This window comes from Yimella radicis, assembly GCF_054778255.1.
Map to the genome: position 1 here is coordinate 460,880 of NZ_BAAGZR010000009.1, position 15,101 is coordinate 475,980.

Sequence of the window (15,101 nt, forward strand, 5' to 3'; positions counted from 1 at the left end):
GTTTGAAAGACTGGCGGCGTGACCGAGCAGACGACGTACTACGAACTCATGGGTGGCGAAGCCACCTTCCACAAGCTCGTGCACGAGTTCTACACGGGTGTCGCGGACGACCCGGAGTTGCGCGCGATGTACCCCGAGGAGGATCTCGGCCCCGCCGAGGTGCGACTGCGCATGTTCCTCGAACAGTATTGGGGCGGCCCCAACACCTACTCGCAGCAGCGCGGCCACCCACGGCTTCGGATGCGGCACATGCCGTTCGTGATCACTCCGGCCCAGCGCGACCGCTGGTTGCTGCACATGATGAACGCGGTCGACACGCTCGACCTCGAACCCGCACTGGAGAACCTGCTGCGCGATTACCTCACGCGGGCCGCCTACTCCCTGGTGAACGCACCCGAGGATCACCCGGACGTCACCGGCCTTTCCCAGGCCTGACCAGCGGCCCCGATTTGTGTCACGGCCGCACGAGGACGAAACTTGACGACCGTGACTTCCGCCAAGCTCGACCTGTCTCAGACCGGCACCACCCTGCACCGCGGTGCCACCGATTCCGCTTGGTGGCGCAGCGCGGTGATCTACCAGATCTACCCTCGCTCCTGGGCCGCCGCCAAGGGCGATGGCGTCGGTGACCTGAAGGGGATCACCTCGCGCCTGCCCTACCTGCGTGATCTGGGTATCGACGCCGTCTGGCTGTCGCCGTTTTACACCTCCCCCCAGGCGGACGCCGGTTACGACGTCGCCGACTACCGCGACATCGACCCGATCTTCGGTACGCTTGACGATGCGAAGAGCCTTGTTACCCAAGCACATTCGCTCGGCCTACGAATCATCGTCGACCTCGTGCCGAACCACTCGTCCGACGAGCACGAGTGGTTCAAGGCGGCGTTGGCCGCAGCGCCGGGCTCCCCCGAGCGCGATCTCTACATGTTCCGCGAGGGCAAGGGCGAGAACGGCGCAGAGCCGCCGAACAACTGGCAGAGCGTCTTCGGTGGGCCGGCCTGGACCCGTGTCACCGAGTCCGACGGACAGCCCGGGCAGTGGTACCTGCACCTGTTCGACCCCAAGCAACCCGACTTCAACTGGCAGAACCCGCGCGTGCGCGAGGAGTTCGAGTCGATCCTGAAGTTCTGGCTCGACATCGGCGTCGACGGCTTCCGGGTGGATGTGGCGCACGGCCTCATCAAGCAAGAGGGTCTGCCCGACTGGACCGGCGCGATGAACATGCTCGACCTGACCGACATGGAGAAGCAGCACCCGCCGATGTGGGACCAGGACGGCGTCCACGAGATCTACCGCGACTGGCGCGCGATCCTCGACTCGTATAACACGACCGGGGACGACTCCAAGGACCGCATCATGTGTGCCGAGGCCTGGGTCGACCCGCCCTCGCGCGCGGCTGCCTTCGTCCGCCCGGACGAGTTCCACCAGGCCTTCAACTTCGACTTCCTGCAGGGTGCCTGGCGCGCCGAGGACCTGCGCGACGTGATCGAGAAGTCGTACGCGGCGAACGACAGCGTCGGCGCACCCACCACCTGGGTGCTGTCCAACCACGACGTCGTGCGTCACGCCAGTCGCCTAGGTCTGCCGATCGGGCGCCCGCGTCCGAACGGGATCGGTGCCGATGACGAGCAGCCGGACGCGGTTGTCGGTCTGCGCCGGGCGCGCGCCGCGACGACGCTCATGCTGGCCCTGCCGGGCGGCTCGTACCTGTACCAGGGTGAGGAACTCGGCCTGCCCGACCACACCTCGATGCCGGACGAGTTCCGTCAGGATCCGACCTTCGCGCGGACCGGGGGCAAGGAACTTGGACGCGACGGCTGCCGCGTCCCGATGGCCTGGGAGAAGGACTCACCCGCGTTCGGCTTCAACACCACCGGTGAGACCTGGCTGCCGCAGCCGGAGGTCTACGGATCGTTGGCCGTCGACCAGCAGGACGGCGTAGAGGACTCCACCTTGGAGCTTTACCGCACGCTGCTGCGTATCCGTCGCGAGCGGGACCTGGGTGAGGGTTCGATCGTGGAGCTCGACTCCCCCGCCGACACCGTCGTGTTCCGTGTCGAGTGCCGCGCCGAGCAGACCTACGTCGCCGTCAACCTAGGCTCTGAGCCGTTCGAACTCTCTTCTGGCGCAACGGTTCTGGTGTCCAGCGAGCCTGGCGTGACGACCACTCTGCCTACGGACACGGCGGTCTGGTTTACCGCCTGACCGGCCGCCTCGGAATCCGCGCGGACCCCCGTCGGTTCGCGCGGATTCTTCGTTTCAGCGGGTCAGCACGAACCCTGCCGGGGTGCTGAGGCGTCCCCATCGACCGCACCGATGCCACGACGCTTCGTCACCGACGAGGAAGCCGAGTGCGTCGGCGGCGAACGCTGCGCCCGCAGGCATGCCTTCCTCTGGAACACGTCCCCACACGCGTTCGCGGAGGTTCGCGACCGCGGCTGCACCGGCGACGACCGGAGTGCCCGCGGCGACCTCGGCGATGCCCTCACGTGCGATCTCCTGCAGGCGCGCGACGGCGATGGTCGCTGCGGGCTCCCAGCCTGATCGAGGCGCGGAGATACCCAGCCAGGGCGCCGAAACCTGTTGCGGCGGAACGGAAAACACAGTCTCGACGCCGCGTGCCAGACGGTCGCGCACGGAAACAAGCGCCACAGCGATGTCGAGGTCGGCGGGCTGGGTGAGCCGCTGCACCCGCAGGCCCAGGGTCAGTCCGGTATGAGTGAGACTGCGTCCGGGCAGAACCTCGACCCAGGACGCCAGCACCGTGCCGGAGGCCTGCAGTCGCAGGGCACCATCGGGGGCCACACGCAATGCCCGCCGGATGAAGGTCGCGAAGTCGTCCGCCGATCGTTGATCCTCGAAGTGGAGCGTGGTCATCGGGTGCGGCGCTTCATCGGCACCGGATCACCGAAGAATTTCTCCAGGTCGGCGCGCATCTCGGGCGAAATGCGGGTGGGTCGCTGGGTCTCGACGTCGAAGGTGACCAGCGTTCCCTCCGAGCGGGCATACACGGTTGCGTCTTCGTCGCGGCAGGAGAGCACCTCGTAGGCGAGGTCGAACGAGGCACCCGCGATACGCGACACCCACATCGCGATGGTGATCGTCGGACCGCGGTACGGCAGCTGCTGCAGGTAGTCGATCTCGCTGCGCGCCACCAGCAACGGCTGCTTGTCGTGGCCGAGATCGCCGAACCAGTCGCGCATGCCGAGCACACGCGCCTCCTCCAGCAGGCGGAGGTACTGGACGTTGTTGACGTGGCGGTTGGCGTCCATGTCGGACCAGCGCAACGGCACGTCGATGTAGTACGGACGTTTCGGCATGGGTCCATCATCGCAAGTGCCCTACCCGTGGGTCGCTAGAGTGTCGGCGTGACTTCTTCCGGCGACACCCCTGACCTCGACGCCGTCGCGGACCTGCTCGATGTACTCGACCTCAAGCACGAGGGAACCACGCGCTTCGGCCCGCTGGACGCGTCCACCGACCCGGACGACAACCACAGCCACGAGATGGACTTGTACGTCGGTCGCAGCCAGGAGACCCCGCACAAGCGTGCATTCGGCGGTCAGGTGCTGGCTCAGTCGGTCATGGCCGCGGGTCTCTCCATCCGCGCGAACGCCGGGCTCGACGAGCGCCCCATCCACTCCCTGCACGCCTACTTCATCCGCCCGGGTGACTCGCTCAAGCCGATCAGTTTCGCCGTCGAGAACTTGCGCGACGGGCGGTCGTTCTCGGTCCGCCGGGTGTACGCGATGCAGAACGGTCAGACGTTGCTGTCGGCGACCTTGTCCTTCCAGGTGCCGGCCGAGGGGCTGGAACATCAGTCGGAGATGCCATCGGTGCCTGAGCCCGACCGGGTGCGCACCACGCCGCAGGAGCTCGAGGGCATCGACCACCCGGCGGCCGACCACTGGCGCAGTCGCTCGATCGATGTCCGCACAGTCGAGGGGGCGCTGTTCTTCCAACCGGGCCGACAGAAGTACGCGGCACAGAACGTCTGGATGAAGACGATCACGCAGTTGCCACAGGACCCACTGATCCACGCCGCCGTGATGGCGTATGCCTCCGATTACACGCTGCTCGAGTCGGTGCTTCGCAAGCACGGTTTGGTGTGGTCGGACCCGCGCCTGCGCGCAGCCAGCCTGGACCACTCGATGTGGTTCCACCGTCCCGGGCGAATCGACGAATGGCTGCTCTACCAGCAGGAGTCGCCGTCGGCCTCCGGTGGGCGCGGCTTGGGCATGGGTCGTCTCTACGGTATCGACGGGACGCTGCTATGCACGGTCGCGCAGGAGGGCATGTTGCGCCTGAAGCAGGACTGAGGAAGTCGACAGGACCCGCTCTGGTGCAGCGGGCCTTTTCGATCTCGAACGCAACTCAGCGGACTGCATTTGCCTCGATCGCGTCACGCACCCACTGCCGGCATACGGGATCAGAGCAGCGTCGCCGGGGCGTCCTTGTGCGCGCGCCAGTAGAGGCTGCCGGCGGCGATGCCGATCGCGAGGCCGGCGATGAAGGCGCCCATGGCGGTGTACTTCACGAACACTAGCGGTGAGAGTGCCACGGCAATCAGCGCGATTGCGGCGATGGCGGCCGGGTGCAGCTTCAAGACGACTTTGTAGGCCAGGATCCCGAGGATGTTACCGATTACCCATCCGGCGATCGGGTCGGTCAGCCAGGCCGGGTCGGGCAGCAGGCCCTTCTGCGGCTGGAAGATGGCCAGCATGCCCACCAGGATCACTAGGGCACCGATGTCGATGAGCAGCCAGGTGGCGGCGGCCACGTGGTGGAAGCCTGGACGTTCGTTCAGTGGGGTGCGGGTGCGCTCTGCCATGGGATCCTTCTCCTTGCGGTGGACGCGGCGATCCTACCAGCGGGTAGGGTCCGCTGGTGGGATGTCCTGCGGTGGAGATTGGCGCCTTGGTCGACCCGGCCGCTTGCTGAGATGAGGCCTGATTCACGCAGCAAACGCCCGACCCGTGTGGGTCAAGGCGGCGTAGGACTTTCCTGCGCAACCTCGTCGGGCCGCGCAACTGGATCTTGTCCCCGTCGCGCAGTGCTGCGGTCGCTTTGATCCGGGGCGCGAATGTCGCATGTCGTGGCGAAAACCTCCGGGACGCCGACGAACAGCGGGTAGACCCGCGGCGGTTCTCGGGCCCCCTCCGGCGGTCGCGGCCGGGCGGAGGTTTCCTAGTTCCCGCTGCTGTAGTGCATGGCCTCCTCCAACATCACTCAAACTGAGCGAACTCATTTCTGAGTACGCTACTGCTATTGGCGTATGCTCAGGAGGTGCCATCGACCACACAGGCCCCGCATCGAAGTAAACCCGTTCCGGGTGGGCGCCGTGAAGCAGCGAAGTCCCGCAAGCGTGCCGCGATCCTCGTCGCTGCGCAGGCGCAGCTCGCCGAAAACGGTTACGACCGGATGACCGTCGCCAACGTCGCACAGGACGGCGGCGTCGCTATCGGAACCTTGTTCACGTACGCCGCCACGAAGGCCGAACTCTTGATGATGGTCACCGCCGACCGCTGGTCGCACTTCGTACCTTCGACGATCCAGTCGGCACCGCCAGGCGATCCTGTACGTGCGCTGCGACACCTGCTGGCACCATTCGTCGACATCGCACTGCGTGAGCCGGCCACAACGGTCGCCGTGGCCCGAGAACTCCTGTTCGGCCAACCCGGCCCCCACCGCCAAGCCGTGCTCTCCCTCGTCGCCGATCTTGAAACGGCGATGGCCCGCTTACTTGCTGAAGCCGGAAGCACACGAGCCGCGGAGGCAGCCACCATGCTGTTCGCGGGTGTCCTGTTCGAAGCCAACCGGGCACGCGACCGGCGTATCATCCGCGCCGACGACATGGACGAACGGGTCGAACATCTCATCGAAGCCTGCCTGCCCCGCAACGAATCGAGCACCCATGCCTGAGCTCCCCACCCCCGACCAGACTCCCCGACACCTGGCCCCCGCCGAGGACGAGCAGGTGCCAGGCGAGGACACACAGTACGCAGGCGACGCCCCACCGAAGGAAACGACGCCGGTGGGGTCGTCGCCGGCCCTTACCGACGGCCCCCGTCCGGGCTACGAACGCAGCGCCGACGAACCGGTCCGTGAGCGTCTGCGCGACATCTTCGGCATCTCCTCTCTCGGGCTCATCATCGGAGCCTTCCTCCTGCACCTGGGTTTCATCGCCTCCTATGTGGGCGCCTTCCACCAGCAGCAGCCGCACGGACTCCAGGTCAGCGTGATCTCCGACCACAACTGGCAGTCCTACGTCGCCAACCAACTGAACGCGATCCCCGGGAAGCCGGTGTACGCCTACGCTGAGACCGACCAGGCCACCGCGAAGAAGATGCTCACCGAACGGCGCCGCCAAGGCGTCTACCTGTTCAACCCCAACGGGAACACCGACACCCTTCTGGTCGCGTCCTCCGCCGGATCATCGGACGCGGCAGCAGTCGAGCTCATCTTCCAGCAGGTGGCCGCCAAGCAGGGGCGCTCGGTACAGATGACGGACATCGCGCCGGTGCAACCCGGAGACAGTCGTGGCATCACCGGCTTCTACCTGGTCACCGGCTGGCTGGTCGGCGGTTACCTGATGGCTTCACTAGTGGGTCTGAGCCGAGGCGGCAAGGCCCGCAACTTCCGGCGCATGCTGTGGCGTCTGGCGCTGTGCGCGGTCTATGCAGTGCTTGCCGGACTACTCGGCACCCTGATCGTCGACCAGTGGCTCGGCGCACTGACCGGCCACTACTGGCAGCTGGCCGCGATCGGGATGTTGCTGTCGGCGACCGCCTCGATCTTCACCATGGGCATGGAGGCAGTCTTCGGCGTTGTCGGCGTCGGGATCGCGATCCTGCTGTTCGTCGTGTTGGGCAACCCCTCCGCCGGCGGGGCCTTCAACTACGAGGTCCTTCCCCAGCCGTGGCGCTTCATGGGTCAGTGGTTGCCGAACGGTGCAGGAGTCGACGCCGTTCGCAGCGTCGTCTACCTCGACGGTTACAGCCTCGGCTTCCACCTCTCAGCCATGGCCTGGTGGCTCGCGGTCGGCCTGCTGGTCTTCCTGCTCGCAGCCAACAACACCTACTGGGGCATTCGGCGACCGATGGACCAGGCCGACTGAGGCACAGAGCCTACGTGCTCACGACCGGAGCGCGACCTGCAACGCCACAGCGAAGCAGGCAAAACTGGCGCGGTAGTACGTGTCGGGTTCGACGACGTGGAAGCGCTCCGGTGCATCCGCGGTGAGCCTCGTAACCGCCACAAGGACCGGCTGCGCGCGTCGCCCCAGCGCTGCTCGGCCACCTCCAGCCGCCGATACACCACGACCTGCTGCAGCCGCTGCGGATCATCCTCGGTGTGCAAGCGGTAGCCGGCCAGCGAGCGCTCGCTCGGCACGCACAGTCCGATGCGGTCGTAGTGGTGCAGCGTTCGCACCGTGAGCCGAGAGAACCAGCCACCTCTTCGACCGTCCTCGGATCGTTCATCGATTCCGTCATGGGACGACCTTCCGGGGTTGACGTCGCGTGAGGGTCAAGTCCGCTGCGAGAATCGGCGACATGGATCTGTCACCCGTCACGCTGACCGGACGCCTGGTACGGCTCGAACCGTTGTCCCTCGATCATCACGACGGTTTGGTGGAGGGGACGCAGGACGGTCAGATGTGGGACCGCTGGTACACGTCCGCCCCCGCCGCGGACGGTGTCGCGCCGATGATCGAGCAACGGTTGGCGATGCGGGATGCTGGAACAATGGTTCCGTTCGTTGCGGTTCGGTTGCAGGACAACGCGGTTCTGGGCATGACCTCGTTCTACGACATCCGGCACGACGTACCGCGACTGTCGATCGGGTACACGTGGAATCGTGAATCGGCCCATGGCTCGGGCACGAACCCGGAGTCGAAGCTGCTGCTCATGACGCACGCTTTCGACGTTCTGGGTTGCGCCGCAGTGCGATACGAGACCAGCTGGTCGAACCAGCAGTCCCGTACCGCGATCGAGCGACTCGGCGCGCGGCTCGACGGCGTCCTGCGCGCCGACAAGGTGGAACGCAACGGGGCGCTGCGCGACACCGTCGTCTACTCGGTGCTCGCTCACGAGTGGCCGTCGGTCAAGGCCAACCTGGAGCACCGTCTGCGCCACCGGTGATCAACCGGCGATCCGGCTGTACAGGTACATGTCGCGACGCTGGTCGCCGACCCATTCCCAGCTGCGGAGCAGCCCTTCACGTTCGTAGCCGCAGGCTTCGGCGGTACGCCAGGAACCTTCGTTCCACGGCTCGACATACAACTCCAGTCGATGCACCTGATCGAATCGGAGCGCCCAGTCCGTTATCGCGGCCAGAGCTGCCCGCGCGCGTCCCTGACGTCGCTGCGCCGGTGCGATCCAGTACCCCACCGATGCTCGGCCGAAGCTCAGGTTTCGTAGCGCCAGGCTCAGTTGGCCCGCGGCCTCGTCGGTGTCGCGATCAGCGATCGCGAACGAGTAACCCCACCCCTGGGAGAATCGTCCGTGCTGACGCGCCAGGTAGGCCTCCAGTTCGGCCGGCTCAGGATTGCTCGGGACCGTGGTGATCAGCGGAATCAGTGGATCATCGCTCACTGACGCGACCAGCGACGAATCTTTGGGTGCGAACTGTCGGAGTCGGATCGAGTCGGTCTCGATGAGCGGCATGTGGTCGGTGAGCACGGACCCACTATGCCGCTCGGAGAGGGCCCTGCGGGTGGACGAAGGCTGGCACTGAGCCGTCCCTGAACCGCCGGTTGAGCCATGCGCCCGACGAAGGAGGGCGCATGCGCCGAAACCCGGTGACCTGAACGGCTACCCGACCATACGGGACTGATTCATGAAGCGTCGTGCACGGAGTCTGGGTAGGTGACATATGTGCGGCCGGTGAGGGAGGTCCAGGTACAGACTCCGTCGTCGCTCATCTCGTAGTCCCAGTGCTTCTTGGTCTTCGCGTCGTGGTGGTGGCGGCAGAGTGCGGCGAGGTTGTGCCCGGCAGTCGGCCCTTGGGGCGATTCGATGACGTGGTCGATGTCGCACCTGATGGCGGCGCGGGTGCACATGGGGAACCGGCAGGTCTGGTCGCGTTGTTGCACGAACTCCCTGATCCGCGGCGTGGGCTCGTACGCGGTTGTCGAGGTTTCACAGGTGACTCCGGTGTCGGCGTCGACCAGTGCCCGGGTGAGGCGGCAACCGACCTGCTCGATCAGTGCATCGAGGACTTCGGGTGGGATGAACCCGATCCCGGCGATCCGTGCCCAACCGGCTTTGTACGCCCGGGCGGTTTCACCTGTTTCTGAAGCGAATTCAAAGTCGTCGTCCGGGCCTCGCGGTGATGAGGTGGACTGTCCGGGTGGTGGTGACCCGTCGTCCGGGGACGCCTCGGGCTCGTGTTCCGGGTCGTCGGTGGCACGTTTCGTTGCAGCCGTGGCGGCCTGTTCCTCACGTTCCTCGCGCACGACAGGGACCTGAATCACGACCTGGTAGCTGACGTGAGCACCTTGGGTGACGAGGTCGTGCAACGCGCCGAGGCGCAGTTGCGCGAGCGTCGGCTTCGACTCACCGGTCTCGCTGCCCTCACTTGCGGTCGGGTTCTTGCCGCGTTGGTCAGCGAGTTGGTCCACGGCTCCGTAGATGCGGGCGATCTGGTCGGCCGGCCCGACGGCGCACAGCTCGGCCATCCCGGCAATGTCGGAGGGACGCACCCACACACCGGTGGCTTCTTTGGCTTCCTTCTGGCGGGTCTTCTTCGCGGCTTCCTCTTCCCACTGGGTCACCAGCGCCCGCGCGGCGGTCTTCACCTTCAGGTAACCCCAGCTGTCGAAGCCTTTCGTGTCGAGCAGGTGCTGCTCGACCCGGTGAGAGGTTTCGGGTGAGGCGCTCACCAATTCTGAGGCAACGAGGCTGACTTTCCAGTACGGGATTGAACCCTCGACCGCGGCCGCCAACAGACCGGGCGTTTTGGTGCATGCATCGATGGAGTTGCTCATCTTGCTCGACGCAGTGCGGGGAGCCATCTGACAGGCAGCCGCCAGGTCGGTGTCGGCGAATGGCGCTTGGTGTCCGAGCGGGTGTTCGACCTTGGCGGTGACCCCGGTGTCGGAATCGACCAGCTCTTCATCGATCGCTGCGTACCTGGCCATGGCCATGGCCTGCACGGCTTGGGAGATCGATGCCAACTGGGTGGAACCGGTCACTGCTTTCTCGAGCATGCGATGGTCATCGACATCGACAGGCCGAGCGGTGGCGATGGACCCGGTGTTGCGCACGGCGTCGGTCTCGAGCCGGTGGAATGCTTCCCGGGAGATCCGGTTCGCGAACGTCAGCATCTCCGCGGGTGACCCCAAAGCGTTCAGAAGCTGGTTCAACAAGCGCTGCTTGTGAGCCGAGATCGATTCCAGCAGAACGAATTCCACCGGAGACTCCGGTTCGTAGAACTCGTAGCTGATGCTCATACGAAGACTCTAGGCGGGACCACCGACAACCTCCGTCACCTCGGTTTCGGCCGGGCGCGCAAGGGAAGGAATTCAACCGAGACGTGCGCTCTTCGTCCAAATATCGGTCGCTGCCCGGGGCAGCGGTTGATAGACAGTGTCCGTGGATGGACAGCTGCTGGAGCGCTGGCGAGCCGAAGAACGCGAACAACCCGAGGGCTGGGACTTCTCGTCCTTGGACGACCGGATGTCGCAGTCGCAGGAGCCGTGGGATCTCGACGCTCAGTACCGGCAGGCTCTGAGCTGTGCTCAGCACGTACTCGACATGGGGACCGGCGGTGGCGAGTACCTCCTCCGGTTCGCCGCTCTTCTTCCCATCGACACCACCGCTACTGAGGGTTGGCAGCCGAATATCTCTGTCGCACAGCGCAATCTCGCCCCGCACGGCATCGAGGTCATCGAGTACGGCGCGCCGGACGAGGACGTCGACTCGGTGCGAATGCCGTTCGCCGACGACCGTTTCGACTTGGTCCTCAACCGCCACGAGTCGTACTCGCCTCATGAGTTGGCACGCGTGATTGCGCCGGGCGGCACCGTGCTGACCCAGCAGGTCGGCGGCGACGAGTGCGCGGAGATCGGCGGGTGGTTCGGCCAGGCTGCAGCCCTCCCCCACGTGAACTTCGCACAGTTCCGAGAAGAACTGCAGGACGCCGGCTTCTCGGCGGTCGACGGGGCCGAACACGTCGGCGTCTACACCTTCGAAGATGTCGCTGCGCTGCTCGCCTACCTGCAACTCGTGCCATGGGAGACACCCGACGACTTCAGCGTCGACCGGTACCAGGATCGACTGCTCGACCTCCACCGACGAAGTTCCGGCGGACTGATCACAATGACTCGAAAGCGATTCTGGCTCAAAGGAGTTCGACAATGATCATCCGACCCGAGACCCCAGCCGACTTCCCCGCGATCCGGAAGGTCGTGACCGAGGCATTCGAGTCGCATGCCGAGGCCGACCTGGTCGATCGCATCCGCGCCGGTAGCGAGTACCGACCTGACATGGCGCTGGTCGCGGTCGAGGATGACCAGATCGTCGGCCACGTCATGATCGACGGTTGCTGGGTCCGTGGCGAACACGGGGATCGCGAGATCCTCATGCTCTCGCCGCTCGCCGTCCTGCCGTCCCACCAGAAGCACGGCATCGGTTCGGCGTTGATCACGGCTGCTATCCAGGCCGCCGATGAGGCGGGCGAGCCGCTGGTCGTGCTCGAAGGATCCCCGTCCTTCTACGGCAAGCGCGGGTTTGTCTTCGCCGGCGATCACGGACTGTCGCTCCCGATTCCGGACTGGGCTCCCCACGAGGCCGCCCAGGTCTACCTCCTGAGCAGGTACGACCCGGAGGACATGTCACTGCAGGGAAGGGTCGTCTACCCGCCGTCCTTCGACGAACTGGGCTGATTCGCCGGCTCAGCCAGTCAGTTCCCTTGTGCGACGGACGATCTCGGTGTCAGGGAGCAGCAACGGCCGATCGAGTTCTTCCGGCGGCAGCCAGACGTGCCAAGGCTGGGACAGAGGTGCGGACGATGGCTCGATCATCGTGCGCACTGCGTGTTCGCCGATCGATCGGACGGCGTGGGCCTGCTCGGGTGTGTAGCGGCCTTGGGCCACGGCGGCGTCGAGTTCGTCTGCGTCCTTGAGCCAGACGTCCTGCGTGCCGTCCCGTCCGGCGTCGACCCACAGGTCGAGAACGAGGTCGGACGAATGCGTTCGATCTTCACCGGTGACCGGACGGGAATGCGGGAGTTCCAGATTGACGTACCAGCCATCGAACTGCCCCTCGCCCGACCAGAAATACCACACCGACCAGGGCATCCCGACCGGCGCAACCCGCAGCACACCGTGTCCTGTCCAGGACCGCTCGGCCATCTTCCACGGCAACGTGAACCGTTGCTCGATGGGGACCTCCCGCGCCCGGCGGTCGTCGATTCCGACGGCGGCAAGACCGGCGGCGCCGCTAGGGATCCATGCGACGAGGGAGTCGGCATCGTCCGCGACGACCCGGGCTGTGTCGATGCTGCGGCTGTAGTGCCAAGTGATCTCCTGGCCGAACGGGAATCGTTTGCTCGTTCCGTCGTCCACCACGAGAACGGTCCCGGTGCGGTCTCGCACGTCCGCCTCGGCGCGGCACAACTCGATCGCCTCCGCCACCGGGATCGGATCAGCGACGATCGGCTCCCACCCCTCGCCGCGGCGTCCGATCAGAGTGATCGTTCCACCACTGGGCGTGACGTCGGTCGATCCGATGGGAAGTCTCACGGCCACGAACCTACCCCGAACGAAACGAGCGCCCCGGAACCGTGTGGTTCCGGGGCGCGCGTTGTGCTGACTCGAGGTCAGTCGCGCGTCAGCTTGCGGTAAGTGACGCGGTGCGGACGCGCCGCCTCGGCACCGAGGCGCTCGATCTTGTTCTCCTCGTAGGAGTCGAAGTTGCCCTCGAACCAGTACCACTTGGCCGGGTTCACCTCATCGCCTTCGTAGGCAAGGATGTGCGTCGCGACGCGGTCGAGGAACCACCGGTCGTGGCTGATGACCACGGCGCAGCCCGGGAAGTCGAGCAGCGCGTTCTCAAGCGAACCGAGGGTCTCGACGTCCAGGTCGTTGGTCGGCTCGTCGAGCAGCAACAGGTTGCCGCCCTGCTTGAGGGTCAACGCCAGGTTGAGGCGGTTGCGCTCACCACCGGAGAGCACGCCGGCCTTCTTCTGCTGGTCGGGGCCCTTGAAACCGAACTGCGACACGTACGCACGCGACGGGATCTCGACCTGACCGACCTGGATGTGGTCGAGCCCGTCGGAGACGACCTCCCACAGGGTCTTCTCCGAATCGATGCCGCCGCGGCTCTGGTCGACGTAGGAGATGTTGACGGTGTCGCCGACCTTCACCTCTCCGCCGTCCGGCTCCTCGAGGCCGACGATCGTCTTGAACAGGGTGGTCTTTCCGACACCGTTCGGACCGATGACGCCGACGATTCCGTTGCGGGGCAACGTGAACGACAGTCCATCGATGAGAGTGCGGTCGCCGAAGCCCTTCTTGAGGTTCTTGACCTCGATCACCTGTGCACCCAGTCGCGGGCCCGGCGGGATCTGGATCTCCTCGAAGTCGAGCTTGCGAGTGCGGTCGGCCTCGGCCGCCATCTCCTCGTAGCGCGCCAGACGAGCCTTGCTCTTGGTCTGGCGAGCCTTGGCGTTCGAGCGGACCCACTCGAGTTCGTTCTTCAGACGCTTGGCGAGCTTGGCGTCCTTCTTGCCCTGCACCTGCAGGCGTTCCTGCTTCTTCTCCAGGTAGGTGGAGTAGTTGCCCTCGTAGGGGTAGAGGCGACCGCGGTCGACCTCACAGATCCACTGCGCAACGTTGTCGAGGAAGTACCGATCGTGAGTCACGGCGAGAACGGCACCGTGGTAGGCCTCAAGGTGCTGTTCCAGCCAGGTGACCGACTCGGCGTCAAGGTGGTTGGTGGGCTCGTCGAGCAGCAGCAGGTCGGGCTTGGACAGCAGCAGCTTGCACAGTGCCACGCGGCGACGCTCACCACCGGAGAGCACGGTCACGTCAGCGTCCGGCGGCGGGCAGCGCAGGGCGTCCATCGCCTGCTCGATCTGGGAGTCGAGATCCCAGGCGTCGGCGTTGTCGATCTTCTCCTGGAGCTTGCCCATCTCCTCCATGAGGGAGTCGAAGTCGGCGTCGGGCTGGGCCATCTCCTCGGAGATCTCGTTGAAGCGGTCGAGATCCTTCTTGATCTGACCCATGCCTTCTTCGACGTTGCCGCGAACGTCCTTCTCCTCGTTCAACGGCGGTTCCTGCAACAGGATGCCGACGCTGTAACCGGGCGACAGACGAGCCTCGCCGTTGGACGGTTGGTCGAGTCCGGCCATGATCTTCAAAATGGTCGATTTGCCCGCGCCGTTCGGGCCGACGACGCCGATCTTGGCGCCGGGGAAGAACGACATGCTCACGTCGTCGAGGATGACCTTGTCGCCGACGGCTTTGCGCGCCTTGGTCATGGTGTAAATGAACTCAGCCATGCCCGTCAGGCTATCGGTGGGCGCGGCGCCCTCCCAATCGAACGCCGCACCCGTGGTCAGGCCGGCACGCCCTCGCGCTGCATCTGCTCCTGTCCGACCTCGCTTGGCTCCTCCCGCTGGGGACGTCGGAACTGGGCGGTGCCGCGGCTGAGGTCATGCCCGACGGTGGACGCGGTGACGACGACCTTCTGCCGCTGGCCGCCGTCCTGGCCCTGCCAGGAGTCGACACTGATTCGACCGGTGACGATCACCGGGTCGCCCTTGTGCAGTGAACTCATGACGTTCTGCGCGAGGTGGTTCCAGCAGTCGACGTCGTAGAACGTGGTCGACAGGTCGCGGTACCCGCCCGTCTCCTTGTCACGGGTCGACGGAGTACAAGCGACGGCGAACCTCGCCTTGCGCGATCCGCTGTCGAAGTCGTGCACCTGCGGGTCGGCGGTGAGGTTGCCGGTGATGGTGACAGTTGCGTGGTTGCCCATGGTTCTCCCCTTCGAGGGTTGCCGGCCGACCGTTCGGCCTGGTCGAACTTTCGTCCCGGGCGCGGGGATGCGAAAGTCGCCGCCGTCCGGGTGTGGACGACGGCGGCCTCGATCGTG

The 15,101-nt window shown here is 65.7% G+C and carries 17 protein-coding genes; 8 read left to right on the plus strand and 9 right to left on the minus strand.

The window, feature by feature from the left end:
- Positions 1-18: 18 nt before the first annotated feature.
- Both ACYU8W_RS09280 and ACYU8W_RS09285 read left to right on the plus strand, forming a co-directional pair.
- Positions 19-435 carry a globin gene (locus ACYU8W_RS09280; RefSeq protein WP_499468498.1) on the plus strand — a complete coding sequence of 139 codons (417 nt, stop codon included), beginning with the start codon at positions 19-21 and terminating at the stop codon, positions 433-435.
- A 51-nt stretch (positions 436-486) separates the two neighbouring features.
- A complete protein-coding gene (locus ACYU8W_RS09285; RefSeq protein WP_499468500.1) occupies positions 487-2,205 on the plus strand; it encodes a glycoside hydrolase family 13 protein in 1,719 nt (572 codons plus the stop codon).
- A gap of 54 nt (positions 2,206-2,259) precedes the next feature.
- Here the strand turns inward: ACYU8W_RS09285 and ACYU8W_RS09290 are convergent, their stop codons facing one another.
- Positions 2,260-2,877, minus strand: a complete 618-nt coding sequence (locus ACYU8W_RS09290) for a DUF8185 domain-containing protein (RefSeq protein ID WP_129624874.1) — start codon at positions 2,875-2,877, stop codon at positions 2,260-2,262.
- Entirely contained in the window at positions 2,874-3,320 is a 447-nt protein-coding gene (locus ACYU8W_RS09295; protein ID WP_141927954.1) for an acyl-CoA thioesterase, read from the minus strand. The genes ACYU8W_RS09290 and ACYU8W_RS09295 overlap by 4 nt, the downstream gene beginning before the upstream one ends.
- 48 nt (positions 3,321-3,368) lie before the next feature.
- Between ACYU8W_RS09295 and ACYU8W_RS09300 the strand changes: the two genes are divergently transcribed.
- Positions 3,369-4,319, plus strand: a complete 951-nt coding sequence (locus ACYU8W_RS09300; RefSeq protein WP_499468502.1) for an acyl-CoA thioesterase — start codon at positions 3,369-3,371, stop codon at positions 4,317-4,319.
- A gap of 110 nt (positions 4,320-4,429) precedes the next feature.
- On the opposite strand, the gene ACYU8W_RS09305 is transcribed toward ACYU8W_RS09300, so the two are convergent.
- Entirely contained in the window at positions 4,430-4,831 is a 402-nt protein-coding gene (locus ACYU8W_RS09305) for a hypothetical protein (protein WP_129624871.1), read from the minus strand.
- A gap of 455 nt (positions 4,832-5,286) precedes the next feature.
- On the opposite strand from ACYU8W_RS09305, the gene ACYU8W_RS09310 reads away from it, so the two are divergent.
- Entirely contained in the window at positions 5,287-5,922 is a 636-nt protein-coding gene (locus ACYU8W_RS09310) for a TetR/AcrR family transcriptional regulator (RefSeq protein ID WP_499468504.1), read from the plus strand.
- A complete protein-coding gene (locus ACYU8W_RS09315; RefSeq protein WP_499468506.1) occupies positions 5,915-7,117 on the plus strand; it encodes an ABC-2 transporter permease in 1,203 nt (400 codons plus the stop codon). The genes ACYU8W_RS09310 and ACYU8W_RS09315 overlap by 8 nt, the downstream gene beginning before the upstream one ends.
- Here the strand turns inward: ACYU8W_RS09315 and ACYU8W_RS09320 are convergent.
- The gene (locus ACYU8W_RS09320; RefSeq protein WP_499468508.1) at positions 7,078-7,431 is read right to left on the minus strand and encodes a MerR family transcriptional regulator; all 354 of its coding nucleotides are present in this window, start codon (positions 7,429-7,431) and stop codon (positions 7,078-7,080) included. The genes ACYU8W_RS09315 and ACYU8W_RS09320 overlap by 40 nt on opposite strands.
- A 122-nt stretch (positions 7,432-7,553) precedes the next feature.
- On the opposite strand from ACYU8W_RS09320, the gene ACYU8W_RS09325 reads away from it, so the two are divergent.
- A complete protein-coding gene (locus ACYU8W_RS09325) occupies positions 7,554-8,141 on the plus strand; it encodes a GNAT family N-acetyltransferase (RefSeq protein ID WP_499468510.1) in 588 nt (195 codons plus the stop codon).
- Here ACYU8W_RS09325 and ACYU8W_RS09330 read toward each other — a convergent pair whose 3' ends face one another.
- Positions 8,142-8,681 carry a GNAT family N-acetyltransferase gene (locus ACYU8W_RS09330; protein WP_499468512.1) on the minus strand — a complete coding sequence of 180 codons (540 nt, stop codon included), beginning with the start codon at positions 8,679-8,681 and terminating at the stop codon, positions 8,142-8,144.
- Positions 8,682-8,836: 155 nt separating this feature from the next.
- Positions 8,837-10,453: an HNH endonuclease signature motif containing protein gene (locus ACYU8W_RS09335; protein WP_499468514.1), complete on the minus strand. Its 1,617-nt coding sequence runs from the start codon at positions 10,451-10,453 to the stop codon at positions 8,837-8,839.
- A gap of 142 nt (positions 10,454-10,595) precedes the next feature.
- Here ACYU8W_RS09335 and ACYU8W_RS09340 point away from each other — a divergent pair, with 142 nt between their 5' ends.
- Both ACYU8W_RS09340 and ACYU8W_RS09345 read left to right on the plus strand, forming a co-directional pair.
- The gene (locus ACYU8W_RS09340) at positions 10,596-11,363 is read left to right on the plus strand and encodes a class I SAM-dependent methyltransferase (RefSeq protein WP_499468515.1); all 768 of its coding nucleotides are present in this window, start codon (positions 10,596-10,598) and stop codon (positions 11,361-11,363) included.
- Positions 11,360-11,887: a GNAT family N-acetyltransferase gene (locus ACYU8W_RS09345; RefSeq protein WP_499468517.1), complete on the plus strand. Its 528-nt coding sequence runs from the start codon at positions 11,360-11,362 to the stop codon at positions 11,885-11,887. Before ACYU8W_RS09340 ends, ACYU8W_RS09345 begins: the two co-directional genes overlap by 4 nt.
- 9 nt (positions 11,888-11,896) lie before the next feature.
- Here ACYU8W_RS09345 and ACYU8W_RS09350 read toward each other — a convergent pair whose 3' ends face one another.
- The 3 genes from ACYU8W_RS09350 to ACYU8W_RS09360 all read right to left on the minus strand — a co-directional run bounded on the left by ACYU8W_RS09350 (position 11,897) and on the right by ACYU8W_RS09360 (position 14,984).
- Positions 11,897-12,745 (minus strand): DUF402 domain-containing protein, encoded by an 849-nt coding sequence (locus ACYU8W_RS09350; protein WP_499468519.1) that lies wholly within the window; start codon positions 12,743-12,745, stop codon positions 11,897-11,899.
- A gap of 77 nt (positions 12,746-12,822) precedes the next feature.
- Positions 12,823-14,505 carry an energy-dependent translational throttle protein EttA gene (gene ettA / locus ACYU8W_RS09355; RefSeq protein ID WP_499468521.1) on the minus strand — a complete coding sequence of 561 codons (1,683 nt, stop codon included), beginning with the start codon at positions 14,503-14,505 and terminating at the stop codon, positions 12,823-12,825.
- 56 nt (positions 14,506-14,561) lie between these two features.
- Positions 14,562-14,984 carry a single-stranded DNA-binding protein gene (locus ACYU8W_RS09360; RefSeq protein WP_129624865.1) on the minus strand — a complete coding sequence of 141 codons (423 nt, stop codon included), beginning with the start codon at positions 14,982-14,984 and terminating at the stop codon, positions 14,562-14,564.
- Positions 14,985-15,101: the final 117 nt, after the last annotated feature.

Bases quoted from the DNA above. Each gene is read 5' to 3' on its own strand.
- ACYU8W_RS09345 (WP_499468517.1), top strand. From the start codon at position 11,360: ATGATCATCCGACCCGAGACCCCAGCCGACTTCCCCGCGATCCGGAAG.
- ACYU8W_RS09325 (WP_499468510.1), top strand. From the start codon at position 7,554: ATGGATCTGTCACCCGTCACGCTGACCGGACGCCTGGTACGGCTCGAA.
- ettA (WP_499468521.1), bottom strand. From the start codon at position 14,505: ATGGCTGAGTTCATTTACACCATGACCAAGGCGCGCAAAGCCGTCGGC.
- ACYU8W_RS09290 (WP_129624874.1), bottom strand. From the start codon at position 2,877: ATGACCACGCTCCACTTCGAGGATCAACGATCGGCGGACGACTTCGCG.
- ACYU8W_RS09315 (WP_499468506.1), top strand. From the start codon at position 5,915: ATGCCTGAGCTCCCCACCCCCGACCAGACTCCCCGACACCTGGCCCCC.
- ACYU8W_RS09295 (WP_141927954.1), bottom strand. From the start codon at position 3,320: ATGCCGAAACGTCCGTACTACATCGACGTGCCGTTGCGCTGGTCCGAC.
- ACYU8W_RS09360 (WP_129624865.1), bottom strand. From the start codon at position 14,984: ATGGGCAACCACGCAACTGTCACCATCACCGGCAACCTCACCGCCGAC.
- ACYU8W_RS09335 (WP_499468514.1), bottom strand. From the start codon at position 10,453: ATGAGCATCAGCTACGAGTTCTACGAACCGGAGTCTCCGGTGGAATTC.
- ACYU8W_RS09305 (WP_129624871.1), bottom strand. From the start codon at position 4,831: ATGGCAGAGCGCACCCGCACCCCACTGAACGAACGTCCAGGCTTCCAC.